Below are 24,912 nucleotides of genomic sequence, written 5' to 3'. Positions count from 1 at the left end.
AAAAGGGGCCCGTTGGGCCCCTTTTCCGTGCATTCAAAACAACAGATCAGCTTTCCAGCGAATAGCCTGCGCCGCGCACGGTGCGGATCACGTCCTGCATGTTGGAAAAATTCAGCGCCTTGCGCAGGCGGCCGACATGGACATCCACAGTGCGTTCATCGACATAGATGTCATGGCCCCAGACGCCGTCCAAAAGCTGCGAGCGAGAGAAAACCCTTCCCGGTGACGCCATGAAGAATTCGAGAAGACGGAATTCCGTCGGCCCGAGGCGGACTTCGCGGGTCTTGCGATGAACGCGGTGGGTTTCCCGGTCGAGTTCGATATCGCCGCAGCGCAGCAGCGTCGACAGCACTTCCGGCTTGGCCCTGCGCAGCATCGCCTTCACCCGCGCCATCAGCTCAGGCGTCGAGAACGGCTTGACCACATAATCGTCAGCGCCGGTGGCAAGCCCGCGAACACGCTCGCTCTCTTCTCCGCGCGCCGTCAGCATGATGATCGGCAGGCGTTCGGTCTCCGAGCGCTGGCGCAGCCGGCGGCAGAGTTCGATGCCGGAAACGCCAGGCAGCATCCAGTCGAGGATCAAAAGGTCAGGGAGGCGCTCCTGCAGACGGATTTCCGCTTCGTCGCCACGATTGATCGTATCGACTTCGAACCCTTCGGCCTCGAGATTATAGCGCAAGAGAACGCTTAGCGCTTCCTCATCTTCTACAACGGCAATTCTTGGCAACATGCGGTCTCAACTCCTTGACGCCCTGCCCTTAAATGCGAGAAGCGCGCCCGGCGGCCATCAGGACCGTCCGGGCAGTCAAAATGTAAGCAAATGCTTACTTCAGTCGGGTTTGGCGCGGCAGATCAAGTGCCGATTGCGCCGACGGTATTGGCGGTGTCGTCCTTCGGGCGTTCGCCAACGGGCTGCGCGCCGGTCGCCATGTAGTAGATGGTTTCGGCGATGTTGGTGGCGTGGTCGCCGATGCGCTCGATGTTCTTGGCGCAGAACAGAAGATGCGTGCAGGGCGTGATGTTGCGCGGGTCTTCCATCATGTAGGTCAACAGTTCGCGGAACAGCGACGTGTAGATCGCATCGATCTCGTTGTCGCGCTCGCGGATGCTGTTGGCCTTTTCCGGGGAACGGGAGGCGTAAACGTCGAGCACTTCCTTGAGCTGAACAAGCGCAAGCTCGGCCAGATGCTCCAGGCCACGCGCCAGCTGGCGCGGCAGGCTGGCGGTGGCAACGGCGATGACCCGCTTGGCGTTGTTCTTGCCGAGATCGCCGACCCGTTCGAGGTCGGCGGCAATGCGGATCGACCCCATGATCTCGCGAAGGTCGGAGGCGACCGGCTGGCGCCTGGCGATGGTGACGATCGCCTTCTCGCCGATCTGGCGCTCGGCCTCGTCGAGGATGGTATCGTCGGAAATGACCTTCTGAGCGAGCGCCAGATCGGAATTGACCAGAGCGCGCACGGATTCGGCCACCATCTGTTCGGCAAGGCCGCCCATTTCGGAGATGCGCCGGGTCAGGTACTTCAGATCTTCGTCGTAGACGGAAGCAATGTGCGTAGACATGATTGTTTTTCCTTGCGATCACAATCCGGGTTGGAAAACCGCCGCCCTGCCGGGATAGGAGGGCGACGCGAGAATCCTCAGCCGAAGCGGCCCATGATGTAGTCCTGCGTGCGCTGGTCGTCCGGATTGGTGAACATTTTGTCGGTATCGTTTTCCTCGACGAGATTGCCGAGGTGGAACATGGCGGTGCGCTGCGAAACGCGGGCTGCCTGCTGCATCGAGTGCGTCACGATGACGATCGTGAAATTGGTGCGCAGCTCGTGGATCAGTTCCTCGACCTTGGCGGTCGCGATCGGATCCAGCGCCGAGCACGGCTCGTCCATCAGGATGACTTCCGGGCTGACAGCAACGGCGCGGGCGATGCAAAGGCGCTGCTGCTGGCCGCCGGAAAGACCGGTGCCGGATTCATGCAGGCGATCCTTGACCTCGTTCCAGAGACCGGCCTTCTGAAGGCTCGACTCGACGATCTGGTCAAGTTCCGCCTTCGTGCGGGCAAGGCCATGAATCTTCGGGCCGTAGGTTACGTTCTCGTAGATCGACTTCGGGAACGGATTCGGCTTCTGGAAAACCATGCCGACGCGCGCGCGCAGTTCGACGACGTCGATGCTCGGATCGTAGATATCGCCGTCATCAAGCGTGATCTTGCCCGTGACGCGGCAGCTGTCGATCGTGTCGTTCATGCGGTTCAATGTCCGCAGGAAGGTGGACTTGCCGCAGCCGGACGGACCGATCAGCGCGGTAACGGTATTTTCACGGACATTGAGGTTCACATCGAAAAGCGCACGCTTCTCGCCGTAATATACCGAAACGTCCTTTCCGATCATCTTGAAGGGAACGGTGTTCATTTTCTGATCCAGCGCCTTTTCAACTGCTGCTTCTGACATCATGTTCATGTTCTTACCTCACTACCAGCGCCGCTCAAAGCGACGCCGCAACAGGATTGCGCCAAGGTTCATGACGACGAGGAAGATCAGGAGAACCATGATCGCACCCGAGGTCCGTTCGACAAATGCACGTTCGGCTTCATTGGCCCACATATAGATCTGGACGGGCAGAGCGGTGGATGGATCCATCGGTGTGCCGGGATAATCGACGACGAAGGCGACCATGCCGATCAGCAGCAGCGGCGCGGTTTCGCCGAGCGCATGCGCCAGACCAATGATCGTACCGGTCAGCACGCCCGGCATTGCGAGCGGCAGCACATGGTGGAAGATCGTCTGCATCTTCGAGGCGCCGAGACCGAGGGCGGCGGCGCGGATCGACGGCGGAACCGCCTTCAGCGCGGCGCGGGTGGCGATGATGATCGTCGGCAACGTCATCAGTGTCAGTACCAGGCCACCGACGAGTGCCGCCGAGCGCGGCATGCCGGCAAAGTTGATGAAGATAGACAGGCCGAGCAGACCGTAGACGATCGACGGAACAGCGGCGAGGTTGTTGATGTTCACCTCGATCAGGTCCGTCAGGCGGTTCTTCGGTGCGAACTCTTCCAGATAGATCGATGCACAGACACCGATCGGCAGGGCAAGTACGAGCACAATCAGCATCATGTAGAACGAGCCGAGGGCTGCGACGCCGATACCGGCAGCTTCAGGACGGCTGGATGCACCATAGGTGAACAGGCCGGTGTTGAACTGCTTGGCCATCGCGCCGCTCTCGGTGAGCGTCTTCATCCACCCAAGCTGCTGGTCGTTGACCTTGCGGTTCGCCTCGGCAACCGTCAGGTCGATCTGGCCCTTGTTCGCACTGTCGATATTGCCTTCCGCGAGGAGGGCGACATCTGCCGTCGTTCCGATGATCGCCGGGTTAGCAACCACCAGGTCGCGCAACTGGGTGCGGGCACTCGGCGACACCATATCGGTCGCCTTCTTGACCAGCGCCTTGTTGTTCGGGTCGATGGCGAGCGCCTTCACCAGTGCATCACGCACCAGCAGGGGATAGTTCGCCGACATCAGCTTGGCAGGGTTGGCGGCACGCTCGTTCTTCGGATCGATGATCTGTTCCGAAAACTCGATCGGCAGCGTGATCGCCGTCTGCTGGAAGGCCGTGTAGCCCTTGGAGACGACGGTCCACAGAAGCACGAACAGGAAGAACAGGCCGATCAGGATGGCGGTGACGCCATAGGCCTTGAAGCGGCGTTCGGCGGCATAGCGTTTCTTGATACCGATATCGCGTCTTGCCTGGGCCGGGCGCTGAAACGTGGACTGTACCGAGGATGTCATGTCGGTCATTCGTACTGTTCCCGATATTTGCGCACGATGTAGAGTGCATAGATGTTGAGGCAAAGCGTGATGGCGAACAGCGTGATGCCGAGAGCAAAAGCCACCAGCGTCTGCGGCGAGTTGAACTCAAGGTCGCCCGTCAGCTGGTTGACGATCTTGACGGTGACGGTTGTCATCGCCTCGAACGGGTTGAGCTGCATGCGGGCAGCAACACCGGCGGCCAGCACCACGATCATGGTTTCACCGACAGCGCGCGACGCCGTCAGAAGGAGCGCGCCGACGATGCCGGGAAGAGCCGCCGGAAGGATGACGCGCTTGATGGTTTCGGAGCGGGTTGCACCAAGGCCGAGCGAGCCGTCGCGCAGCGAGCGCGGCACCTGCGTGATGATGTCATCCGACAGCGACGACACGAACGGGATCAGCATGATGCCCATGACCAGACCGGCGGTCAGAACGCTCTGTGCCTGGATGAAGTTGACATAGTTTCCGGTCACCAGTCCGTTCAGCTGCGCCGACATGTCGCGCAGGAAGGGGCCGACCGTGACCAGGGCGAAGAAGCCGTAGACGATGGTCGGGATACCGGCGAGAATTTCCAGCAGTGGCTTGGCAATGCCGCGCACCGCAGGCTTGGCATACTCGGCCATGTAGATGGCGGCGAAAAGGCCGACCGGCACCGCAAACAGCATGGCGACGAAGGCGATATAGAGTGTGCCAGCCAGAAGTGGCAGCAGGCCGAACTGGCCTTCCGTGCCACCGCTGCCGGCGGCCGAAAAGCGCGGGTCCCAAACCGTACCGAAGAAAAAGGTACTGGGAGATACCGACTGAAAGAAGCGGATGGCTTCGGACAGCATGGAGCCGACGATACCGACAGTCGTCAGGATCGCGATGGACGACGCAAGCAACAATGCACCGAGCATGACGCGCTCGACACGGTTTCGCGCCCGGAACGGCGCGTTGATGCCGCGAACAGCAAAGACGGCGCCGGCAATCGCGATGATCAGCACGACGGCACTCATCATCCAGCGGCTGGCATCCTGCATCGTATTGTATTTTTGCGCCGAGGTGACCATGTATGCCTCGCCGGCATTCGCCATCGGCACGCCCTTGGCAGCCAAGGCATCGCGCAGACTGCTGGAACCGCTCGTCACTGCCCCCAACTCTTCGGCGTTGAGCAGCTTCAAGCCGGAAGCGACCTGCATGACCTGGCCCAGCATCAGCTCGGTGGTCGCACCACCCTGGTTACGCACATCCTCCGGAAGCGAATTCCTGACGGCACTTTCAACGAAGAAGGGGCTGACGAGGAGCCAAAGGGCCAGAACGGCTGCCGCAGGCAGGACCGCCCAGATGGCGACGTAGACGCCGTGATAGCCCGGAAGGGAGTGCAAGACGGACAGCTTGCCATTGGAGCTGGCCGTCGCCCGCGCGCGGCCGGCAAAATATGCCGCAAGTCCAACGATCAAAACAATCAAAAAAATAAGAGAAGTGCTCATCGATAAATCCCCCCGGCCTTGTCAATCATTGAAAGCCGGCAATCCGAACTCGGGAGGTCCGGCACGGCAAAGATGCCGTGCCGTATTTTTCAAACCGCTATTACAGCATGCCGCCGTCAGCAAAAGCCTTGCGGTCAGCTTCGCGCTCTGCGTCCGGAGCCGGAACCAGGCCGTAGGAAGCAAGCGGGCTGTCAGGGCCGATCATCTGGTCGTCGAGGAAGAACTCAACATATTCCTTGAGGCCCGGGATAACGCCGAGATGTGCCTTCTTGACGTAGAAGAACAGCGGGCGGGAAACCGGATATTCGCCGGAAGCGATCGTTTCGGTCGACGGAACGATACCGTTGACGGTTGCGACCTTCAGCTTGTCGGCGTTGTTTTCAAAGAAGGACAGGCCGAAGACGCCGATGCCGTTCTTGTTGGAAGCGATACGAGCGAGCGTTTCGGTGTAGTCGCCGTCGATGTCGATGGCCAGACCGTCCTTGCGAACGGCAACGCACTTCTTGGCGGCTTCCTTTTCATCGGCAACCAGACCCTTGATCGCGTCGGTCGCGCCCGAAGCCTTGCAGCCTGCAGCGAGAACCTTTTCTTCGAAGACTTCGCGGGTGCCATGCTTTTCGCCCGGGATGTAGGCGGCGATTTCAACGTCCGGCAGGTCCTTGTTGACTTCCGACCACTTCTTGTAGGGGTTGGCAACGAGCTTGCCGTCAACAACGACTTCAGCGGCCAGAGCGAGATAGAGGTCCTTCGGCACCAGCGCCAGCTCGGCATTGCCGCTGTCCGTCGCGAAAACGATGCCGTCGTAGCCGATCTTGACTTCCTGGACTTCAGTCACGCCGGCTGCCTTGCAGGTTTCCAGTTCGCTGTCCTTGATCTTGCGCGATGCGTTGGCGATGTCGATCGTGTCCGGGCCAACGCCCTTGCAGAATTCCTTCAGGCCGGCACCGGTGCCGCCCGATTCGACAACCGGGGTCTTGAAGTCAGGGAAGGTTTCGCCAAACGTTTCGGCAACGATCTTGGCATAAGGAAGAACGGTCGAGGAACCGGCAACCTGGATCTGGTCGCGAGCAATGGCAACGCCTGCGAAGGCGGCGGATGCAACCAGAGCTGCAACAGTAAGTTTCAAGGATTTCATCAGAATACTCCCATAATGGGCTTGTGTGGGTGCGCTTTTCACCAGCGCTCGCTTTCGCCGTGTCGATCGGCCGCCCTAGTTAGCGCCCGATGCCCACACCTTTTATGTCAACTTGACGAAACATTTGTGACAGTTTAACCATTTGTAATAATTAGATATTTTAAAATATCTGCCTTCATGCTACGGGTTTATGTCAAAATCTTACGGTAAATACCGTGCCCTTGCCGATTTCGGATTGAACCAGCAGTCTGGCACGATGCCGGGTCAGAATATGCTTGACGATGGCAAGCCCCAGACCCGTTCCTTTTTTTGACCGGCTGGCCTCCACGTTAACCCGATAGAATCGTTCGGTAATGCGAGGAACATGCTCGGCGGGGATACCCGGGCCATGGTCGCGGACGGAGACTTCCGCGGGTGTGTCGCCTCCCCCGGAAAGGATGACTTCGACCTTTTTGCCCTCCTGCCCATATTTGCAGGCATTTTCGATCAGGTTCTCAAAAACTTCCGTCAGTTCGTCACGGTCACCCTGCACCATGACCGGATTATCGGGTACGATCAGCGAAATCTCCACACCGACATCCTCGGCGAGCGGCGATAGCGCATCGCGGACATGGCCGAGCAGCGGCGCCAGGTTGATCGCCTCATCCGGCGCGATATGGGATTTCAGCTCCAGCCGTGACAAGGACAGAAGATCATCGACAAGGCGGCTCATCCGGGTTGCCTGTTCATGCATGATGCCGAGGAATTTCTCGTGGGCCTTCTGATCGTTGCGCGCCGGCCCTTGCAGGGTCTCGATAAAGCCGCGCAGCGAAGCCAGCGGCGTTCGGAGTTCATGGCTGGCATTGGCAACGAAATCGGAGCGCATCCGATCGATGCGCCGCGCCTGCGATATATCGCGATAGGACAGGATATAAAGCCGCTCATCCCTCGTCGATCCTATATCCGCGAGGGCGACCCGGACGATATAGACCGATTCCGACGGGAGGCGCTCGGAATGCTCGATCTGGTTCGCCTTGCCGGTCACGATCGTCTCGCGGACCATATCAAGGATACCGGGCGAGCGGACGCGCGCCGACAGGTCCGTATTCGGCGGGATGGTACCGAAGGCCTTTTCCGCCGCCTGATTCTGCAGAAGTACCGTTTCATCGGGGGCGATCACCAGGATCGGCGTATCGAGCGCGTTAAAGACAGTGGTGAGCATTCCGAGATCGGTCTCTTCCACCCTCGATGGCACGTTCACCGGGACGGGCTGCTTGGGATCGGCGCTGCGGTTGAAAAGAACCGTCATCCAGACCAACCAGAACAGCAGGACGGCCGCCGTGTGAATGCCGGAGGCAATGAGCCCGGCCGCAACGATGACGGACAGGCCGATGATCCACTTCTCGGAACTGGCTCTGTCTTTCAGACGCTCCCAGACTGTTTTTGTTTCTTCCAAGATGCTCTCTCGTGCACGGGTACAATCAACCGGTGATATCGGAGGTTCATGACATGATTTTCACGGCATGCTTGAATTCGCAATGCAATTGTGGCCTCCTCCCGTGAAATCGGCAGCCGGCCGCAAAAAGCGTTCAGGGAGGGCACATCATGACGGATATGGAAGAAAACAAGCCGGTCGAGCTGGTGATCAACGGCAAGGAACGCATTTTCGACATCGACAATCCGGAATTGCCCGGCTGGATCGACAAGGCCGCGCTATCTTCGGGCGATTATCCCTATGACAAGAAGCTCGATAGCGACGCCTATGACGCAATGCTGGAGAAGCTGCAGGTCGAACTCGTCAAGGTACAATTCTGGCTGCAGGCAACCGGCCAGCGCGTGGTGGCTATATTCGAGGGCCGCGACGCCGCCGGCAAGGGCGGGGCGATCCATGCCACGAACGCCTACTTGAACCCGCGCTCGGCCCGCGTCGTCGCGCTGACCAAGCCGACCGATACCGAAAAAGGCCAATGGTATTATCAGCGCTACTTCGCGCATTTTCCAACCGCCGGCGAATTCGTGATGTTCGACCGCTCCTGGTACAATCGCGGCGGCGTCGAGCCTGTCATGGGCTTCTGCACGCCCGAGCAGCAACAACATTTCCTCAAGCAGACGCCGCGCGTTGAAAAACTGATCACCGGTGACGGCATCCACTTCTTCAAGTTCTGGCTGGATATCGGCCGCGAGATGCAACTGAAGCGGTTCCACGACCGGCGCCATGATCCCTTGAAGGTGTGGAAGCTCTCGCCGATGGATATCGCGGCGCTGACGAAATGGGACCTGTATACCGAAGCCCGCGACACCATGCTGAAGGAAACCCATTCCGACCATGCGCCATGGACGGTGGTGCGCGCCAACGACAAGCGGCGCGCCCGCCTGGACCTCATCCGCCATATCCTGAAGACGCTCGATTATGACGGTAAGGACAAAGCCGCGATCGGCGAGATCGACGACAAGATCGTCGGCTTCGGGCCCGGCTTCGTGAAATAGCCGCCCGGCCGCAGCCCAGCGGCTATTGCCCGGGAAGGATACGGACGGCGAATACGCTAAGGCTGTTGCCGGCGCCTGTCACGTCGCTGTTGATCAGGATGTGGCCGGGTGAACTCGGGGCGAGGCTGCGGTCGAACGTCACCTTGAACAGCATGTCGCTCTTTTCCTCGTTCACCGTGAACCGGTGACGACCGCAATCGCCAAGCGAGGAAAAATCGCATTCGACCGAAAACTGTGTCTGCTTGCCCGCATCCGCCTGAACGCTCAGCGCCACGGTGGATGTCTTGCCAGAAATCTGCTCAAGCACCGAGGCCGGAATCTCGATCAGCACGTTGCCGCCGGCCTCCGCCGTCGCCGACGTGACGCGAAGGCGCTGGCCGCGTTCGTCGCTGACGGGATCCGCCGCAGCCTGGCTGCCTGCCTTGACATTGGCTGCATCGGCAGGCGTGAAGACATCGATCCAATCGCCGGAGAAGCCCGACTGGGTTCCGAGCGTCCTCAACCCGGCTTCGCCGTCGAAATCCTCCGACTGCACCGTCGAGGGCGGATTGGCGACGCTGGTATCGCGCTCGGCGGCCGACTTCAGAAGACCGCTGGTTTCAACCCACCAGGCCGCCATGACAAAAGCGGCGACCAATGTGGTCACGACCATGACGAAAGACAGAAAGCTGCCCCGCTTGCGCCGGCGCGGCTTTGGCTGAACTGCCGCGGCCTTGGCAGCCTTGCCGCGCTTTTCGGCGGTCGGCTCGAGGGGTGCCGCCTCCGCGCCACGGGTGGCCTCGCGGCGCTCCGGACGCAGGCCTGCAAGTCCGCCGTCGGCGACGGGGCTATGGTCCACGCCCGCGCCTTGCTCGGGCGGCATGTGGATTCCGTCATCCAGCTCCGCCGAAGCGGAGGGATTGCCGTTGCCGGTGGTATCGATCCGGACCGGCGGCGGCACCGACGCAGCCGCCTTCAGCGTGGCGCGTTCCTCCAGTTCGATGGCGTGGATGATGGCCTCCAGGCGGTGGCGCTGCTGGGTGATCACGGCCGGATCGTGCACGTCCTGCTTTTTGAGGCCGGCCTCAAGCGCGTTTCGCGCCGATTGATAGATGCGCGCGCGCGTCTCGGAATTCGCCCTGTCCGAGCGTTCCAGCGCATGTCTGATGGCAGTTTCCAGTCCGCTCACTATCCGTCCTTCTTGGTGCAGGCATCAAGCCGCCCTGCAAGAGCATGTCGCACTCGGGCCGAAGCCCCGGAGCCGGGCAGACATGCCGTCAACATCGCCCCGAAGCATCGCACCCATGGCCGGCGCCTCGGTTCCACCAGCAATCCACCGTCGCGGCCGGAGTTCTCATGAACCCCGGTACGCTTTTGGATGTGTTAACAATTGGGTAACGGTTGACGCGGCGATCTGCAAGCCTTGCGCATGAAACTGACTGATAGCGCCGGGGAAAACCCCGGGGATTTCACCCACCCGGCCGTGTCAGCCCATGCAAAGCGGCTTTGCAAAACGAAACGCGGCTGATAAAGTTCTTACGTTTACGAAAACGTCAATTAATCGAAACGGGAGCGAACCCTTGTCTTTGCCAGCCATTCTCAACGGCACCACGCGGCTGCCCGTCGTCGCAGCGCCGCTTTTCATCATCTCCCATCCGGCCCTGACGCTGGCCCAGTGCAAGGCGGGTGTCGTCGGTTCGTTTCCCGCGTTGAACGCCCGGCCCGAAGCACAACTGGACGAATGGCTGGCCGAGATCACGCAGGAACTGGCTGCACACAACACCCGCAACCCCGGCAGGCCGGCAGCCCCCTTCGCCGTCAACCAGATCGTCCACAAATCCAACAAGCGGCTCGAACACGACCTGATGCTCTGCGTCAAATACAAGGTGCCGATCGTCATTTCCTCGCTCGGCGCCGTGCCCGAGGTCAATGCCGCGATCCATTCCTATGGCGGCATCGTGCTGCATGACGTGATCAACAACCGCCACGCCGATTCGGCCATCCGCAAGGGCGCCGACGGGCTGATCGCCGTTGCGACCGGTGCCGGCGGCCATGCCGGAACGCTCTCTCCCTTTGCCCTTATTCAGGAAATCCGCACCTGGTTCGACGGTCCGCTTTTGCTGTCGGGGGCGATTTCCACCGGGGGCGCAGTGCTCGCAGCCCAGGCGATGGGCGCCGACATGGCCTATATCGGCTCGCCCTTCATCGCCACCACGGAGGCGCGCGCCAGCGATGCCTACAAGCAGATGATCGTCGACAGCGCTGCCGCCGACATCGTCTATTCCAACTATTTCACCGGCATCCACGGCAATTATCTGAAACCCTCGATCACAGCCGCCGGCATGGACCCCGATCATCTGCCCGAGGCCGACCCCTCGAAGATGGATTTCGAAACGGCGACGACCGGCGCCAAGGCCTGGAAGGACATCTGGGGCTGCGGCCAGGGCATCGGTGCCGTCACCGAGATCGCACCCGTCGCCAACCTCGTCGACCGGCTTGCCCGGGAGTATGCGGAGGCGCGGCAAAAACTGGCGCTGTAAAACCCACCTTTCCGTTGTCCGTCGCTTTTTTCAGGTTCTCAAAACTGATGGCTTGAAATCCCATCGGTTTGCAGGTATCAGCCCCTCACACATCGTTCCGCTGCATTGCGGAACGCATGCTGGCCGCTTTAGCTCAGGTGGTAGAGCACATCATTCGTAATGATGGGGTCGCAGGTTCGAGTCCTGCAAGCGGCACCATTCTTCCATTGTCCATACCGGAGACACGCGAATCGCGTCCGCAGGGTTCGGGTCGCATTCCTGCATCCATAAGACATGGCCGATATCTGCGCGGGATCGTTCGGTATCATCGCCGCATTGAGGGCTGGTTCAGCGTGCCAGGTCGCGTCCATGTCCGGCATGAATTCCGTCCGCTACTTTGGAAAGTCCCGGGTAAACGCATCAAGCACGTCCAAAAGGACTTCGTTGACCTTGTCCGTGGTGAAATCGTTCAAGCTGATGACGTTGTGCCCGACCGACACGCTTTGTGCCGACGATCGGCGATAGTGTTGAAACTGGATATGATCCTCGGTCAAGCTGACTGCGCTCCTGATGGATCGGCCCGACAGGTCGCTTGAGATTTCCATCTCGACTTTCGACGATGTCCCGGGAGCCGGCTCCGTAAGGCGCATTCGGGGCATATCGGCCATTTGAAGCTTCTGGTTCAGGACGTCGATCGCACTTTCAATCCTGGGGCGGAACGTTTGTACCCAATTTTCCTCAACCCATTGCCTGCGCTCCGCCTTCCGGGTTTTGGCAAGCTCGAGATCCTGCTTCTTCCGTCTCTCTTCGCTCTCAATGCGGCTTCCCAGCACAAGAAGTTTGTTCAGGCGCTCGTCGGTGGATTTAGACATGGTCATCCTCGGAAGTTTACGATCGATCGGAGCGGCGGGCGGGCGAAGCTCTGAAAATCGACGTGATGCAACGTGGTATGGCGAGCCCCCTGAACACATATCGGGGTCCCAGTTGGCTGCCAGGACCGCTGCATTCATCCATCATGCAAAATGCAGCCGCCACTTTTCGGTGGGAGATCGATCCTTCCGGACCCATCCTCCCGAGATCAAAGGGTCTTGGCGATCTCAGGCTGGCACGATCTTTCGGCAAGCCGGAGCGCATGATTGCATGCCGGACACTATCGATATCATCAACCACAGATTTCCTTGCATTAATTCGATCGCACGGCGTCCCACACTGCCGCCTGGTGCGATGACGCGTGTTGCACGGCTGCTTTTCGACGGGCCGGAGCGGCATGTCCAACGCCCCCAAGGCAGATACATTTCCCACGCGGCGCCGCTTGTGGCCTTTGCCGTCAAAGCCGGGGAACAGCCGTGGCAAAATCGCTGCGTCGCAAGCGGGATTTTCCGAGCGCATGCGAACAAGAAGTGCAAGCCTACGCCCATCGAAGCACGATTTAACTCGACGGAATCAGAATTCCGCCCTATTGGCTGACCTCCCGTCCAACTGTTCAAGCCCGGCGCAAGCGACGCGCCGTACCAGTGTCCCTATCACTGGCATGAAGCCGGACAGCAGAGGACAATGACATGTCGAATACCGTCGAATATTTCGCCAATTCCCAGGACGCTGCAATTGCCCTCTTCCTGCAGGACGACAACGGCGACAAGCTGACCGACATCCTGGTCGACGCCCTCGACGAAGCATTCCGGATCTTGAACGAAGAGCTGGTTACCCGACCGCTGAATTGATCTTTCGACAGATCGCGGCTTCGAACACCAACCGCGCGACGCACCGATGTCTTACATCGTCTGTATGATCGCCCCTGGCAGCGCGTAGCTCCCCGCGACAGAGTTCCCCTCGCGAACATGGTTAATTTTTTAACTATTTTTCGGTTATGAGCGGAACGGTTTCGGCGGATCGGCCGTTGATGCGAAAACCGGGAGGGCCTTCGATGATCTTCAATCTGCTCAAGGGCAAGCGCGACGATGCCGAGGACACCGGCACCTATGCCGATGGCGCTTTCGAACTTCCCGCCATCGAGATCACGTGCTCGCCGCGCCGCCTTCGCGGCCATGTCGCGCATCAGCGGGACTATGGCAACGACCGGACCATCGCGCCTATCCCCGCCGGCTTTGCCTGAGCTTGTCCGGCGGAAATGCTGATATGCCGGAAACTCAGCCGCGCGGCTTCAGCTTCATGTGGCGGTTGACGTCCTTGTAGAGCAGGTAGCGGAATTTGCCGGGGCCGCCGGCATAGCAAGCCTGCGGGCAGAAGGCGCGCAGCCACATGTAGTCGCCGGCCTCGACCTCGACCCAATCCTGATTGAGCCGATAGACCGCCTTGCCTTCCAGCACATAGAGCCCATGTTCCATGACATGGGTTTCGGCGAAAGGGATCACGGCGCCCGGCTCGAAGGTGACGACCGTCACGTGCATGTCGTGGCGAAGGTCACTGGGGTCGACGAAACGGGTCGTCGCCCACTTGCCCTCGGTCCCGGCCATCGGCGAGGGGGCGATATCGGCTTCATTCAGGAAAAGCGCGGGCGGCACGTCCAGCCCGTCGACGAACTCGTAGGCCTTGCGTATCCAGTGAAAGCGAACCGGCTTGTCGCTCGTATTGCGCACCGACCACATGCTGGCGGGCGGAATGAAGGCGTAGCCGCCGGGAGACATCCGACGGGCTTGACCATCGAGCGTAACGGTCAGTTCACCCTCGACGATGAACAGCACGCCTTCGGCGGCTTCGTCGAGTTCCGGCCGGTCGCTGCCGCCGCCGGGCGCCACTTCCATGATGTATTGCGAGAAGGTCTCGGCGAAACCGGAGAGCGGCCGCGACAGGACCCAGAGGCGGGTGTTTTCCCAGAACGGCAAGAAGCTGGTGACGATGTCCATCATCACGCCCTTGGGGATGATGGCATAGGCTTCGGTGAAGACGGCGCGGTCCGTCAACAGCTGCGTTTGCGCGGGGGCGCCGCCCTGCGGGGCGTAGTAAGTGCGGTTCATCTGCTTCCCTGAACTTTCGAATGGATCAGCCTTGACGGCGGCGGGATGCCGTTCGGCGCATAGAACCATTAGCGCAACCCGGCGCGCAGATCACGCGGCAATTCCCTCATATCCTTGGATTCAGTTTCGCCTGGGAGATGGAAATCGCCGGCTGCCATTTACAAAAACGACATCACCGCAGTCGCAGGCCATGGCAACGGTTTCGATGTTCCCTGCTCGTGATCAAGGCGTGCGGTGAGCTTATTTGATGATGGTGCTTGGCGGCGGCGTGGTGACCTCCCGCAGCCATTCCCGCCAGATCGATACCAGCAGCGCCATCAACACCGGCCCGACGAAAAGCCCCAGAAAGCCCATCGTCTTGACGCCGCCGACGAGGCCGAAGAAGGTCGGCAGGAAGGGCAGCTTGATCGGTCCGCCGACGAGCCTCGGCCGCAGCGTCTTGTCGACGATGAACAGCTCGATCGTTCCCCATGCAAACAGGGCGACGGCCGCGAAAGGCGATCCGCTGGCGAAGAGATAGACGGACACCAGCGTGAAGCAGAGCGGCGCACCGCCGGGAACCAGCGCCATGATGCCGGTGATGATGCCGAGCGTGACCGGCGACGGAACGCCGGCCAGCCAATAGGCAACGCCGAGCACGATGCCTTCGCCGATGGCGATAACGCCCATGCCGGTGACCGTCGAGCTGATGGTCAAGGGCACGATGCGCGAGACGCGCTCCCAGCGCATCGGCAGGATGCGCTCCCCCAGGCGATCAAGCTGGGCAACGAGTTTCTCGCCGTCGCGGTAGACGAAGAAAAGCGTTATCAGCATGAAAAGAAGCGTCAGGAACGACTGGAAGGCCGAGGCGCCGACGACGAGCACGCCGCGATAGATATTGCCGATATTGGAACCGCTGACCAATTGGACCAGTTCGCCGAGCGCGCCGGGATGACCGACATATTTCGCCCATTGTTCTCCAAGCCAGACCCCGAGCCCGGGAATCTGCGTCAGCCACATCGGCACGGGCGCGCCGGACGCATTCGTCTCGATGGTCCAGGCCACCCAGTCGCGGACTTCGTCGACGGCATAGACCGCGGCAAGCGAAATCGGGGCGACGATGAAGGAAATGACGGCAATGATCGCCACGGTCGCTCCAAGCGTCCGGCTTCCGCCGATGGCGCTCAGAAGACGGCGATAGATCGGCCAGGTGGCAAAGCCGATGACAAGCGCTGCCAGCACCGGCACGAGAAAGCCGTGAAAGAAATAAACGCCGGCAAGCAGCACGAAGACCAGCAGCCAGCGCGCGGCCGCAATCGGCCCGACAAGCGCCGAACGCTCATAGGCCGGACGACCGAAAAGGCGCGGTTCCGACGGCAGTTCGTCCCGTTCACGATTGCTCAGTTGCAAAAAGCATTCCTCCATGTCATCAAGATGACAGCAAAACCCACGGCTTGCCAGCATGTTTCCATTTGTTTCCGGCAAGCCGGGAACCATGCGCCATAGGTAAGTATGATCGCATGGTCAACACAAGCGGATGACAATCGAATTTCATCGGGAGGAAACAGCGATCAGCGCGACGAAAACGCGCCCGAATAGCTATTGACGGCTGGTCACCGCCGCTTTCGAGCGGTCGAGAAAGACCGACGACAGGAAGATGCCGATACCGGCGACCGACATCATCGCGCCGACCAGACCGGTCGATGTCCAGCCGTAGCCGGCCGCGATCGACAGGCCGCCGAGCCAGGCGCCGAGCGCATTGGCAAGGTTGAAGGCGGAATGGCTGGCCGCGGCCGCCAGTGTCTGGGCCTCGCCCGCCACATCCATCAGCCGCATCTGGATGCCGGGCACGACGGCAAACCCGCCGCCGATCAGCAGCACGTTGACGACGGCCATCCACGGCGTCGTCATGGTGAAGTAGAACAGCACATAGGCGACGAGGTTGAAGACGAGCGCAATGCCGATCGCCGGCATCAGCGACCAGTCGGCAAGGCGAGAACCCACGATATTGCCGAGGATCATGCCGGCGCCGAACACCGAGAGCATGATCGGGACACTGCCGAGCGAGACGCCGGCAACCTCGGTCAGCGCCGGCGTGATGTAGCTGAACACCGCGAACATGCCGCCGCAGCCGATGGCACAGATGCCGAGCGTCAGCCAGACCTGGGATTTGCCGAGCGCGGCGAGTTCCGTCAGCGGCGAGGCGGTCGGGTTGGCGCGGTCCTTCGGGACATAGAACCATGTCAGCACGATGGTGAGCAAGCTGATGGCGCCGACGATGGCGAAGGCGGCACGCCAGCCGAGCGCCTGGCCGAACCAGGCGGCAAGCGGCGTCCCAAGCAGGGTGGCAACGGTCAGGCCCATCATGACCCGGCCGATGGCGCGCGCCCGCTGATGCGGTGCCGCCATGCCGGCGGCAACCAGGGCGGCAACCCCGAAATAGGCGCCGTGCGGCAGGCCGGCGAGAAAGCGGGCCGCAACCAGCAGACCGAAGCTGCCGGCAACGGCACTGGCAAGATTTCCAAGCGCAAACAGACTCATGAGGGCAAGCAGGACATTGTGGCGGGAAAACCGCGCGGCGAGCACCGCAATCAGCGGCGCGCCGACAACGACGCCGATGGCATAGGCGCTGATGACATGGCCGGCATAGGGAACCGAAACCGAGAGATCGTCGGCCACCTGCGGCAGCAGCCCCATGATGGCGAATTCGCCGGTGCCGATGCCGAAGCCGCCGACGGCCAGGGCCAGTTCCGCGCTGGACATACCGCCCCAGCGGGCGGCCGGAAGGGAAGAAAGAGTGTCGTCTGACATGGAAAGACCTGCCGGGAGCCTTGTAGGCCCAAAGGATTTTGGTTCTGAAATGGAAAACCAGGACAAAATGGGAGGAAAGCCTTGGCGTTATTGCACCGCAATATACCTTTTTTGCGCCCGCTCGCAAAGACATTGCTGCAAAGGCCTGCCGCGAAATCTGACCATGTACCCGCAAACGATAGGTGTCTTATTGACGTTTACGTCAAGGTTATATAATCCGGAATGTGCTTGATGGGGCGCAACAAAAGCCTCATCTTGATCAGGCGAGCGATCTGGAGGGATTTTTCGCACATGTGCAACGGGCTTGCCGGAGACATCTTCGGACAGGGTTGCGCATGGAAAAGGAGACACGGTGCGCATCTGGCTTGCGGCGCGGCGACAGATGCATGAGGGAGAGAGACATGCCGGACACATTGATACAGACGCCCGGACCCCAGGCAGACAAGCCCTGGCTCCAATCCTATCCGCCGGGAATGCCGGCTGAAATTTCTCCCCTGCCCTACAACTCGATCGGCGATCTCTTCGCGCAATCCTGCAAGAAATACGCATCGCGTGCCGCTTTCACCTGCATGGGCAAGACGCTGACCTTCGGCGATCTCGATGCGCAGAGCAGGAAGATCGGCGCCTGGCTGCAATCGACAGGCCTTGCCAAGGGCGACCGCGTCGCGGTCATGATGCCGAACATCCTGCAGAACCCGGTAATCGTCTTCGGCATCCTGCGCGCCGGCTACGCAGTCGTGAACGTCAACCCGCTCTATACACCCCGCGAACTCGAGCACCAGTTGAAGGATGCCGGCGCCAAGGCGATCTTCGTGCTGGAAAACTTCGCCCATACCGTCGAGCAGGTGGCGGCGCGCACCGAGTTGAAACACATCGTCGTCGCGACCATGGGCGACCTTCTGGGCCTCAAGGGCCTGATCGTCAATATCGTCGTGCGCAAGGTGAAGAAGCTGGTCCCCACATGGTCGCTGCCGGGGCACCTCTCCTTCAAGGCCGTCCTTTCAAAGGGGGCCGCGGCACCCCTCAAGACCGTCGACGTGAAGCCCGGTGACGTCGCCTTCCTGCAATATACCGGCGGCACGACCGGCGTTTCCAAGGGTGCGACGCTCACCCATTCAAATCTTCTGTCGAACATGGCGCAGATGGGGCTCTGGCTCGAAACGGCCTTCACCCACAGGACGCGGCCGGATCATCTGGTCTTTCTCTGCGCCCTGCCGCTCTACCATATCTTCGCACTGACGGTGAACGCACTGATGGGCCTGAGCACCGGCGGGGAAAATATCCTGATCCCCAACCCGCGCGATATCCCGGCCTTCGTCAAGGAGATCGCCAGGTACAAGGTCAACATCTTCCCGGGCCTCAACACCTTGTTCAATGCGCTGATGAACAACGCCGAGTTCCAGAAGCTCGATTTCTCCAGCCTGGCACTCACCTTCGGCGGTGGCATGGCGGTGCAGCGCCCGGTTGCCGAACGCTGGGAAGCGATGACGGGCTCGCCGATCAAGGAAGGCTATGGCCTGTCGGAAACATCCCCGGTCGCCACGGCCAACCGGCTCGACGAAGGCGAGTTTACCGGCACGATCGGCCTGCCCCTGCCCTCGACCGATGTCGAGATTCGTGATGAGGACGGCAATACGCTGCCGCTTGGCGATATCGGCGAGATCTGCATCCGCGGACCCCAGGTCATGGCCGGTTACTGGCAGCGGCCCGACGAAACCGCCAAGGCCATTTCCGCCGACGGCTTCTTCCGTTCGGGCGATATCGGCTTCATGAACCCGCAGGGGCTGGTCAAGATCGTCGACCGCAAGAAGGACATGATCCTGGTCTCCGGATTCAACGTCTTCCCCAACGAGATCGAGGAAGTGGCCATGACCCTTGCCGGCATTCTCGAATGCGCGGCCATCGGCGTGCCCGATGCGCATTCCGGCGAGGCGGTGAAGCTGTTCGTCGTCAAGAAAGACCCGAACCTCACCGAAGCGGAGGTCAAGGCACATTGCGCAGCAAACCTCACCAACTACAAGCGGCCGAGATTCGTGGAATTCCGCACCGAACTGCCGAAATCGAACGTCGGCAAGATCCTGCGCAAGGATCTGCGCGGATAGGTGGGTAGACGGCTTGTCTTGTCAGAATCCGTTGAAACGTTTATGTTGGCGGAGTGGTGACTGGAGCGCGAACCCCAGCCACCGTTTGCTATGCTAAGAAGCTAACCCGCACGGCGATTGACCAGCTCGCGCGGGTTTTTCTTAGGCTAAGCGTGATGCCAAATGGTCGAAACCACATAGATCACCTCCACATTCAAGGACAGGGCTGTGTCCTGCCACAGTCCGGGAAGCCCATCCGCCCGGATGCGCCAGCTGGCATGGCATCGCTGCTTTCACTATTGCAAGCTTTGGATTTTGCAACCGTAAGATGATGGGCAACTGCCGACCGAAAATAGGAAAGAACGGCTTTTTTAGCCTTCGGATGAAGACGCCCTTGATTTGCTGGGGCCAAAGCGACTAGCTATCGCAACCCTCCGCGATGCAAGGAACCCTGCCATGAGCGCGCTTGTCGACCAGCTGAAATCCACCGTTTCCGACACCAACGCAACCGACATCCGGGCAGCTTTTGCGAGCGATCCCAAACGCTTCGCCAAATATAGCGTCACGTTCGACGACATGCTGTTCGACTATTCGAAATGTGCCGTCAACGACAAGGTGCTGGATGGGCTGGAGGCAATCGCCAAGGCCGCCAAGGTCACGGAAAAGCGCGACGCGATGTTTGCCGGCGATATCATCAACATCACCGAAGGCCGCGCGGTGCTGCACACGGCCCTGCGCAATCGGGCAAACACCCCGGTGCTGGTTGATGGCAAGGATGTGATGCCCGATGTCAACGCGGTACTCGATGCCATGGGCGTGTTTTCCGACGGCATCCGCTCCGGCGCGCTGAAGGGCGCCACCGGCAAGAAGATCACCGACGTCATCAATATCGGCATCGGCGGCTCCGACCTCGGCCCGGTGATGGCGACGCTGGCCTTAGCGCCCGACCATGACGGCCCGCGCCTGCATTTCGTCTCCAACATCGACGGCGCCCATATCGCCGACACGCTGAAGCTGCTCGATGCCGAAACATCGCTGTTCATTGTCGCATCGAAGACCTTCACCACCATCGAGACGATGACCAATGCCGCCACAGCGCGTGCTTTCATCGCTGAAAAGCTCGGCGAGAAGGCCGTTGGCCATCACTTCTGCGCAGTCTCCACCGCGCTCGACAAGGTCGCCGCCTTCGGCATCGACAGTGACCGGATCTTCGGCTTCTGGGATTGGGTCGGCGGCCGCTACTCGATCTGGTCGGCCATCGGCCTGCCGCTGATGATCGCGATCGGCAAGGAGAATTTCGGCGAATTCCTGGCCGGCGCGCACGCCATCGACAACCATTTCCGCACTGCCCCCCTGCGCGAAAACATCCCGATGCTGCTCGGCCTTCTCGGCTACTACCACCGCAACGTCCTTGGCTATGCGACCCGCGCCATCCTGCCCTACGACCAGCGCCTGTCGCGCTTTCCGGCCTATCTGCAGCAGCTCGACATGGAATCGAACGGCAAGGGCGTGACGCTTGACGGTACGCCCGTCGAGGGCAATTCCGGCCCGGTTGTCTGGGGCGAGCCCGGCACCAACGGCCAGCACGCCTTCTACCAGCTGATCCACCAGGGCACGAGCATCATCCCGGCCGAGTTCATGATCGCCGCCAACGGCCATGAACCGAAGCTGCGCCATCAACACCAGCTCTTGATGGCCAATTGCCTGGCGCAGTCGGAAGCGCTGATGAAGGGCCGCACGCTCGCGGAAGCCAAAGCACAGATGGCGTCCAAGGGCCTCGACAAGGATTTCATCGAGCGCATCGCGCCGCACCGCGTCTTTACCGGCAACCGCCCATCACTGACCTTCGTCTACGACAAGATGACCCCGTTCACCTTCGGCCGCCTGATCGCGCTCTACGAGCATCGCGTCTTCGTCGAAGGCGCATTGTTCAACATCAATTCCTTCGACCAGTGGGGCGTCGAGCTCGGCAAGGAACTGGCGACGGGATTGCTGCCGGTCGTGGAAGGCAAGGAAAGCGCCGAAGAACATGATTCTTCGACCGCTGGACTGGTTGCTGCCTTGTTGAAGGCCGGTAAATAACCTTTCGGCACTGGCGCGTCGGACACGGATGAATACAGGCTGAATACGCAATTCAGCCTGTATTCGGACACAATCCGCTATTCCCGGCATTGCGTCCTCAAGCCGGGGAAATCTCCGGCGACGCAAGGGTCCGGGGCATCGGCGTGGAACACTATTTCTTCGATTTGCATTTCGGCGACGAGCAGGTCGTCGATGAGGATGGCGTCGATCATTTCGACGTAGGGTCCGCCATCTACTACGGCCAGAGGATTGCCGACAGGATCGGCCGCGATGCAGACTATCGCTCGCTGACCGTCCATGTGCGCACGCTCCAGGGTTCGGTCTTGGCGATTGTGGCCGCGTCGGCCGGGCGCGGATATGAGCAAATGGCGCTGGTCGGGCGATAAGCAGCAAGGCTCCACCTCACCCTTCGCCGCACTGCAAGACCGGCCATCCCATCCGGGCTTGGCCCTCCTCAGGAGAAGCGGCCATGCCCCTCGTCAACACGGCCAATCATCCGCCTGTCATCCGATCATGATCAAAGGGCCATATTGGCAGCCGCCAGTTGATTCGATTGTCAGCCGATGCTTCGCCGTATCTGGCGGAGCCGAGTCCAGGGGCCACTATGGAAAAGACCGTTCTCGTTGTCACCGATGCCTGGCATCCACAGGTCAACGGTGTCGTGCGCACGCTCGACGAACTTGCCCGATCGGTGAAGGAACAGGGGATCACCATCAATTTCCTGACGCCGGAGCGGTTTGCGACCTTCCCGTTGCCCTTCTACTCCGATATCCGGCTGGCGCTTCCGACACGGCGGCAGGTGGGAAACGAGATCGATGCCCTGGCACCCGACTATATCCATATCGCCACGGAGGGGCCGCTCGGCCTTGTGGCGCGCGGCATCTGCCTGCGCAGGCAATTGCCGTTCACGACGAGTTACCACACGCGCTTTCCCGAATTCGTCAGCGCGCGATTACCCATTCCGGAGGACTGGAGCTATTGGTGGCTGCGCCAGTTCCACAATTCCGGCAATGGCATGATGGTCGCGACCGCGTCGCTCGGTACGGAAATGGCCGCGCGGGGGTTCCACAACATCAAGCGATGGACACGCGGCGTCGATACCGTTCTCTTCGATCCGGCCCGCCGCCAGACCCTGCCGCTCCCCCGCCCGATCTTCCTGAATGTGGGGCGGGTCGCCGTGGAAAAGAACCTCCCGGCATTCCTCGATCTCGACCTGCCGGGCAGCAAGGTTGTCGTCGGCGACGGACCCGATCTCGCCATGTTGCGTCAGCGGTACCCGGATGTGCATTTCCTCGGGCGCCGCATGGGCACGGAACTTGCGGCAATCTATGCGTCGGCTGACGTCTTCGTCTTCCCGAGCCGGGTCGATACGTTCGGCAACGTCATTCTGGAAGCGCTCGCCAGCGGCTGTCCGGTTGCCGCTTTTCCGGTCACGGCGCCGAACGACATTCTGGGCGATGGCGGCGGTGTGCTTTCCAGCGACCTGCGGCAGGCAGCCCTCGATGCGCTGTCGCTGTCGCGGGAAGATGCGCGGCAAAAAGCGCTGACCTTCAGCTGGAGCGAATGCGCCCGCCAGTTTCTTTCAAACCTTGCCGGCGTGCCGCGTAGCGCTTTTGCCGGTCGCAGCGGTAGGCAAAGGCTGAGGTCCACGGCATAAAGCAATAGGCCGGCAAAGATTGGAGCGCTTCATCTTCAAACGCTCTAAAGCCCGATTTCATAGCTCCAGGGCGGGTTGGCTCCTGCCCGCGACACCGTAACGGCGGCGGCCTTCGCACCCAGCGCCAGCGCATCATGCACTGCGCTTTCGCTCAAGGTCGCGACTTGTTCCTTGGTCAGCAGATTGTTCATCTTCAGCGAGGCGAGAATGCCTGCGTCGAACGTATCACCGGCACCGACCGTGTCCACCACCGTGACCTTCTCGCCGGGGACCGAAACCTTGCCGCGCGTCGTATAGCCATCAGCACCGTCGGCGCCCTTGGTGATGACGACGAGCTTCGGGCCGCGCTGGAGCCACTTGGCCACCAGCTCCTCATGCGTACCCTCCTCGCCGAACCAGTCCAGATCCTCGTCGGAGAATTTGACGATGTCCGACATCGCCGCCATGCGCAGCATGCGGGCCTTGTGCGCTTCCGCGTCCTTGATGAAACCGGGGCGGATATTGGGGTCGAAGGAAATCACGCGCTTCTGATATTCGCGCGTCATCAGCGCTTCGTAAGTCGATCCGCACGGTTCCGGGATCAGGCTGATGGCGCCGAAGTGCAGCGCCTCGCAGAAATCACCGAGTGCCGGCAGGTCGTCCTTGGTGATCATTCGGCCAGCGGTGTTCTCATCGAAGAAAGCATAGGTCGCCGAGCCGTTGACCAGCTTGACAAAGGCGAGCGTGGTGTGGAGCGACAGCGTCGCGCAGGGGGCGAAATCGACATTGCTGGATTTCAGCGTTTCGCGCAGCACGTCACCGAACATATCGTCGGACAGGCCGGTAAAAAAACCGGTCGGGATACCGAGGCGCCCAAGCGCGATGGCGGTGTTGAAGATGGCGCCGCCGGCATAGGGGGCGAAAGCCGTTTCGCCTGATGTCGTCTGGCGCGGCAGCATATCGATCAGGGCTTCCCCACAGCAGATGATCATGGCGGCGTCTTCCCCTCACTGATAATATTTCAATCGATTTAAACCAGCTGGCGCCAGAATTCCAGCGCTGTTTTCAGGCCGTGGCGAGTTCACTGACGCCGCCGTTGCGACCGGACCATTCGAGCGGCGCATTGAGAAAGGCTTCGACTTCAAAAAGAGTCTTTTCATCGAACAATTTCTGCGCCTTGGCGACATCAAGCACGTCACGCCAGGTGGCGATATTCAGGAGCGTCACGCCCTTGTCCAGCATCTCTCCGCGAGCCTGCGGGAAGATGTCGTAGTAGAACAGTGCTATGCCGTGATCCACAATGCCGCCGGCTGCGCGAATGGCGTCGATGAATTTGAACATCGAGCCGCCGGCCGTCGTCAGGTCCTCGATGACGAGAACGCGCGCGCCTTCCGGCATATGCCCTTCGATCTGGGCGTTGCGGCCATGGCCCTTCGGCGCCTTGCGGACATAGATCATCGGCAGCGCCAGACGCTCGGCCAGCATCGCGGCGAAGGGAATGCCCGCCGTCTCGCCGCCGGCGATGACGTCGAACTGCTCGAAACCGGCTTCGCGCAGCACGGTGGCAGCGGCAAAATCCATCACCACTGAGCGGATGCGCGGATAGGAGATCAGCTTGCGGCAATCGATATAGACCGGGCTCGCCATGCCCGAAGCCAGCTTGTAGGGCTTGTCGGCGCTGAAATGCACCGCCTTGATTTCCCAGAGCATCTTGGCAACGAGTTCGGCCATGACGGCCTTCTCGGGAAAGGATGTCTGGATCATTGGCGGGCTCCTCAAGGCTCGAATTTGTATCTCCCGCGCATAGCAGTTCAGGCCTCGGAACGCCAGAGGTTGAACGAGCGGCGGCAGGAGTTTACCGCCTCGATCGACTCTATTCCCCTGTGGCAGAGGGCGATGCAGTGCTTCCAATCGAGCGTGAAGCTGCAACGGCAATCGCACCAGATTAAATTTTGGTAACCCTCGCAGGCGGCGCGC

General features: G+C 60.7%; 22 protein-coding genes and 1 tRNA gene. 9 read left to right on the top strand and 14 right to left on the bottom strand.

What is annotated here, in order from left to right; genetic code table 11:
• Positions 1–46 precede the first annotated feature (46 nt).
• From phoB to phoR, 7 genes are all read right to left on the bottom strand, one after another.
• A complete protein-coding gene (phoB, locus tag J2Z75_RS08255) occupies positions 47–730 on the bottom strand; it encodes a phosphate regulon transcriptional regulator PhoB (protein WP_209850303.1) in 684 nt (227 codons plus the stop codon).
• 122 nt (positions 731–852) lie between these two features.
• Entirely contained in the window at positions 853–1,563 is a 711-nt protein-coding gene (phoU, locus tag J2Z75_RS08250; RefSeq protein WP_209850301.1) for a phosphate signaling complex protein PhoU, read from the bottom strand.
• A 77-nt stretch (positions 1,564–1,640) separates the two neighbouring features.
• On the bottom strand, positions 1,641–2,456 hold the full coding sequence (gene pstB, locus J2Z75_RS08245) for a phosphate ABC transporter ATP-binding protein PstB (protein ID WP_209850299.1): 816 nt from the start codon (positions 2,454–2,456) through the stop codon (positions 1,641–1,643).
• 12 nt (positions 2,457–2,468) lie between these two features.
• On the bottom strand, positions 2,469–3,791 hold the full coding sequence (gene pstA, locus J2Z75_RS08240) for a phosphate ABC transporter permease PstA (protein WP_209850297.1): 1,323 nt from the start codon (positions 3,789–3,791) through the stop codon (positions 2,469–2,471).
• A complete protein-coding gene (gene pstC, locus J2Z75_RS08235) occupies positions 3,788–5,272 on the bottom strand; it encodes a phosphate ABC transporter permease subunit PstC (RefSeq protein WP_209850296.1) in 1,485 nt (494 codons plus the stop codon). The genes pstA and pstC overlap by 4 nt, the downstream gene beginning before the upstream one ends.
• Before the next feature lie 100 nt (positions 5,273–5,372).
• Positions 5,373–6,407: a substrate-binding domain-containing protein gene (locus tag J2Z75_RS08230; RefSeq protein WP_209850293.1), complete on the bottom strand. Its 1,035-nt coding sequence runs from the start codon at positions 6,405–6,407 to the stop codon at positions 5,373–5,375.
• A gap of 193 nt (positions 6,408–6,600) precedes the next feature.
• Positions 6,601–7,842, bottom strand: a complete 1,242-nt coding sequence (gene phoR, locus J2Z75_RS08225; RefSeq protein WP_209850290.1) for a phosphate regulon sensor histidine kinase PhoR — start codon at positions 7,840–7,842, stop codon at positions 6,601–6,603.
• Between the two features lie 149 nt (positions 7,843–7,991).
• On the opposite strand from phoR, the gene ppk2 reads away from it, so the two are divergent.
• The gene (ppk2, locus tag J2Z75_RS08220) at positions 7,992–8,873 is read left to right on the top strand and encodes a polyphosphate kinase 2 (protein ID WP_209850288.1); all 882 of its coding nucleotides are present in this window, start codon (positions 7,992–7,994) and stop codon (positions 8,871–8,873) included.
• 22 nt (positions 8,874–8,895) lie between these two features.
• Here the strand turns inward: ppk2 and J2Z75_RS08215 are convergent, their stop codons facing one another.
• On the bottom strand, positions 8,896–10,041 hold the full coding sequence (locus J2Z75_RS08215) for a biotin transporter BioY (protein ID WP_209850285.1): 1,146 nt from the start codon (positions 10,039–10,041) through the stop codon (positions 8,896–8,898).
• A gap of 391 nt (positions 10,042–10,432) precedes the next feature.
• Here J2Z75_RS08215 and J2Z75_RS08210 point away from each other — a divergent pair, with 391 nt between their 5' ends.
• Both J2Z75_RS08210 and J2Z75_RS08205 read left to right on the top strand, forming a co-directional pair.
• Positions 10,433–11,392, top strand: coding sequence for an NAD(P)H-dependent flavin oxidoreductase (locus J2Z75_RS08210; RefSeq protein WP_209850282.1), 960 nt, complete (start codon positions 10,433–10,435; stop codon positions 11,390–11,392).
• 122 nt (positions 11,393–11,514) lie between these two features.
• Positions 11,515–11,590 (top strand) — tRNA-Thr (locus J2Z75_RS08205).
• Between the two features lie 173 nt (positions 11,591–11,763).
• On the opposite strand, the gene J2Z75_RS08200 is transcribed toward J2Z75_RS08205, so the two are convergent.
• Complete coding sequence (locus tag J2Z75_RS08200) at positions 11,764–12,381, bottom strand: hypothetical protein (protein WP_209850279.1); 618 nt, start codon at positions 12,379–12,381, stop codon at positions 11,764–11,766.
• A 549-nt stretch (positions 12,382–12,930) separates the two neighbouring features.
• Here J2Z75_RS08200 and J2Z75_RS08195 point away from each other — a divergent pair.
• Together J2Z75_RS08195 and J2Z75_RS08190 are read left to right on the top strand one after the other, a co-directional pair.
• Positions 12,931–13,092 carry a hypothetical protein gene (locus J2Z75_RS08195; protein WP_209850276.1) on the top strand — a complete coding sequence of 54 codons (162 nt, stop codon included), beginning with the start codon at positions 12,931–12,933 and terminating at the stop codon, positions 13,090–13,092.
• A 203-nt stretch (positions 13,093–13,295) separates the two neighbouring features.
• Positions 13,296–13,484 (top strand): hypothetical protein, encoded by a 189-nt coding sequence (locus tag J2Z75_RS08190; protein WP_209850273.1) that lies wholly within the window; start codon positions 13,296–13,298, stop codon positions 13,482–13,484.
• A 34-nt stretch (positions 13,485–13,518) separates the two neighbouring features.
• Here the strand turns inward: J2Z75_RS08190 and J2Z75_RS08185 are convergent, their stop codons facing one another.
• From J2Z75_RS08185 to J2Z75_RS08175, 3 genes are all read right to left on the bottom strand, one after another.
• The gene (locus tag J2Z75_RS08185) at positions 13,519–14,346 is read right to left on the bottom strand and encodes a bifunctional allantoicase/(S)-ureidoglycine aminohydrolase (protein ID WP_209850270.1); all 828 of its coding nucleotides are present in this window, start codon (positions 14,344–14,346) and stop codon (positions 13,519–13,521) included.
• A gap of 240 nt (positions 14,347–14,586) precedes the next feature.
• Positions 14,587–15,735, bottom strand: coding sequence for an AI-2E family transporter (locus J2Z75_RS08180; RefSeq protein ID WP_209850267.1), 1,149 nt, complete (start codon positions 15,733–15,735; stop codon positions 14,587–14,589).
• 189 nt (positions 15,736–15,924) lie between these two features.
• Positions 15,925–17,136, bottom strand: coding sequence for an MFS transporter (locus J2Z75_RS08175; RefSeq protein WP_209850264.1), 1,212 nt, complete (start codon positions 17,134–17,136; stop codon positions 15,925–15,927).
• A gap of 401 nt (positions 17,137–17,537) precedes the next feature.
• Between J2Z75_RS08175 and J2Z75_RS08170 the strand changes: the two genes are divergently transcribed.
• The 4 genes from J2Z75_RS08170 to J2Z75_RS08155 all read left to right on the top strand — a co-directional run bounded on the left by J2Z75_RS08170 (position 17,538) and on the right by J2Z75_RS08155 (position 22,956).
• A complete protein-coding gene (locus J2Z75_RS08170; RefSeq protein WP_209850262.1) occupies positions 17,538–19,238 on the top strand; it encodes a long-chain fatty acid--CoA ligase in 1,701 nt (566 codons plus the stop codon).
• 435 nt (positions 19,239–19,673) lie between these two features.
• The gene (gene pgi / locus J2Z75_RS08165) at positions 19,674–21,299 is read left to right on the top strand and encodes a glucose-6-phosphate isomerase (RefSeq protein ID WP_209850259.1); all 1,626 of its coding nucleotides are present in this window, start codon (positions 19,674–19,676) and stop codon (positions 21,297–21,299) included.
• A 143-nt stretch (positions 21,300–21,442) separates the two neighbouring features.
• Positions 21,443–21,685 (top strand): DUF6894 family protein, encoded by a 243-nt coding sequence (locus J2Z75_RS08160; RefSeq protein ID WP_209850255.1) that lies wholly within the window; start codon positions 21,443–21,445, stop codon positions 21,683–21,685.
• A gap of 218 nt (positions 21,686–21,903) precedes the next feature.
• On the top strand, positions 21,904–22,956 hold the full coding sequence (locus J2Z75_RS08155) for a glycosyltransferase family 4 protein (protein WP_209850252.1): 1,053 nt from the start codon (positions 21,904–21,906) through the stop codon (positions 22,954–22,956).
• Between the two features lie 44 nt (positions 22,957–23,000).
• Here the strand turns inward: J2Z75_RS08155 and J2Z75_RS08150 are convergent, their stop codons facing one another.
• Positions 23,001–23,927, bottom strand: a complete 927-nt coding sequence (locus tag J2Z75_RS08150; protein ID WP_209850249.1) for a carbohydrate kinase family protein — start codon at positions 23,925–23,927, stop codon at positions 23,001–23,003.
• A gap of 73 nt (positions 23,928–24,000) precedes the next feature.
• Positions 24,001–24,699, bottom strand: coding sequence for an orotate phosphoribosyltransferase (locus tag J2Z75_RS08145; RefSeq protein WP_209850247.1), 699 nt, complete (start codon positions 24,697–24,699; stop codon positions 24,001–24,003).
• Positions 24,700–24,912: the final 213 nt, after the last annotated feature.

Source organism: Rhizobium herbae (genome assembly GCF_017873135.1).
Classification (GTDB): Bacteria; Pseudomonadota; Alphaproteobacteria; order Rhizobiales; family Rhizobiaceae; genus Pararhizobium; species Pararhizobium herbae.
Note: the sequence above shows the minus strand (reverse complement) of the source record. Positions and strands in the feature narration are given on the sequence as shown.

Bases quoted from the DNA above. Each gene is read 5' to 3' on its own strand.
- phoB (WP_209850303.1), bottom strand. From the start codon at position 730: ATGTTGCCAAGAATTGCCGTTGTAGAAGATGAGGAAGCGCTAAGCGTT.
- phoU (WP_209850301.1), bottom strand. From the start codon at position 1,563: ATGTCTACGCACATTGCTTCCGTCTACGACGAAGATCTGAAGTACCTG.
- pstB (WP_209850299.1), bottom strand. From the start codon at position 2,456: ATGAACATGATGTCAGAAGCAGCAGTTGAAAAGGCGCTGGATCAGAAA.
- pstA (WP_209850297.1), bottom strand. From the start codon at position 3,791: ATGACCGACATGACATCCTCGGTACAGTCCACGTTTCAGCGCCCGGCC.
- pstC (WP_209850296.1), bottom strand. From the start codon at position 5,272: ATGAGCACTTCTCTTATTTTTTTGATTGTTTTGATCGTTGGACTTGCG.
- J2Z75_RS08230 (WP_209850293.1), bottom strand. From the start codon at position 6,407: ATGAAATCCTTGAAACTTACTGTTGCAGCTCTGGTTGCATCCGCCGCC.
- ppk2 (WP_209850288.1), top strand. From the start codon at position 7,992: ATGACGGATATGGAAGAAAACAAGCCGGTCGAGCTGGTGATCAACGGC.
- J2Z75_RS08200 (WP_209850279.1), bottom strand. From the start codon at position 12,381: ATGAATGCAGCGGTCCTGGCAGCCAACTGGGACCCCGATATGTGTTCA.
- J2Z75_RS08195 (WP_209850276.1), top strand. From the start codon at position 12,931: ATGTCGAATACCGTCGAATATTTCGCCAATTCCCAGGACGCTGCAATT.
- J2Z75_RS08190 (WP_209850273.1), top strand. From the start codon at position 13,296: ATGATCTTCAATCTGCTCAAGGGCAAGCGCGACGATGCCGAGGACACC.
- J2Z75_RS08185 (WP_209850270.1), bottom strand. From the start codon at position 14,346: ATGAACCGCACTTACTACGCCCCGCAGGGCGGCGCCCCCGCGCAAACG.
- J2Z75_RS08175 (WP_209850264.1), bottom strand. From the start codon at position 17,136: ATGTCAGACGACACTCTTTCTTCCCTTCCGGCCGCCCGCTGGGGCGGT.
- J2Z75_RS08170 (WP_209850262.1), top strand. From the start codon at position 17,538: ATGCCGGACACATTGATACAGACGCCCGGACCCCAGGCAGACAAGCCC.
- pgi (WP_209850259.1), top strand. From the start codon at position 19,674: ATGAGCGCGCTTGTCGACCAGCTGAAATCCACCGTTTCCGACACCAAC.
- J2Z75_RS08155 (WP_209850252.1), top strand. From the start codon at position 21,904: ATGGAAAAGACCGTTCTCGTTGTCACCGATGCCTGGCATCCACAGGTC.
- J2Z75_RS08150 (WP_209850249.1), bottom strand. From the start codon at position 23,927: ATGATCATCTGCTGTGGGGAAGCCCTGATCGATATGCTGCCGCGCCAG.
- J2Z75_RS08145 (WP_209850247.1), bottom strand. From the start codon at position 24,699: ATGATCCAGACATCCTTTCCCGAGAAGGCCGTCATGGCCGAACTCGTT.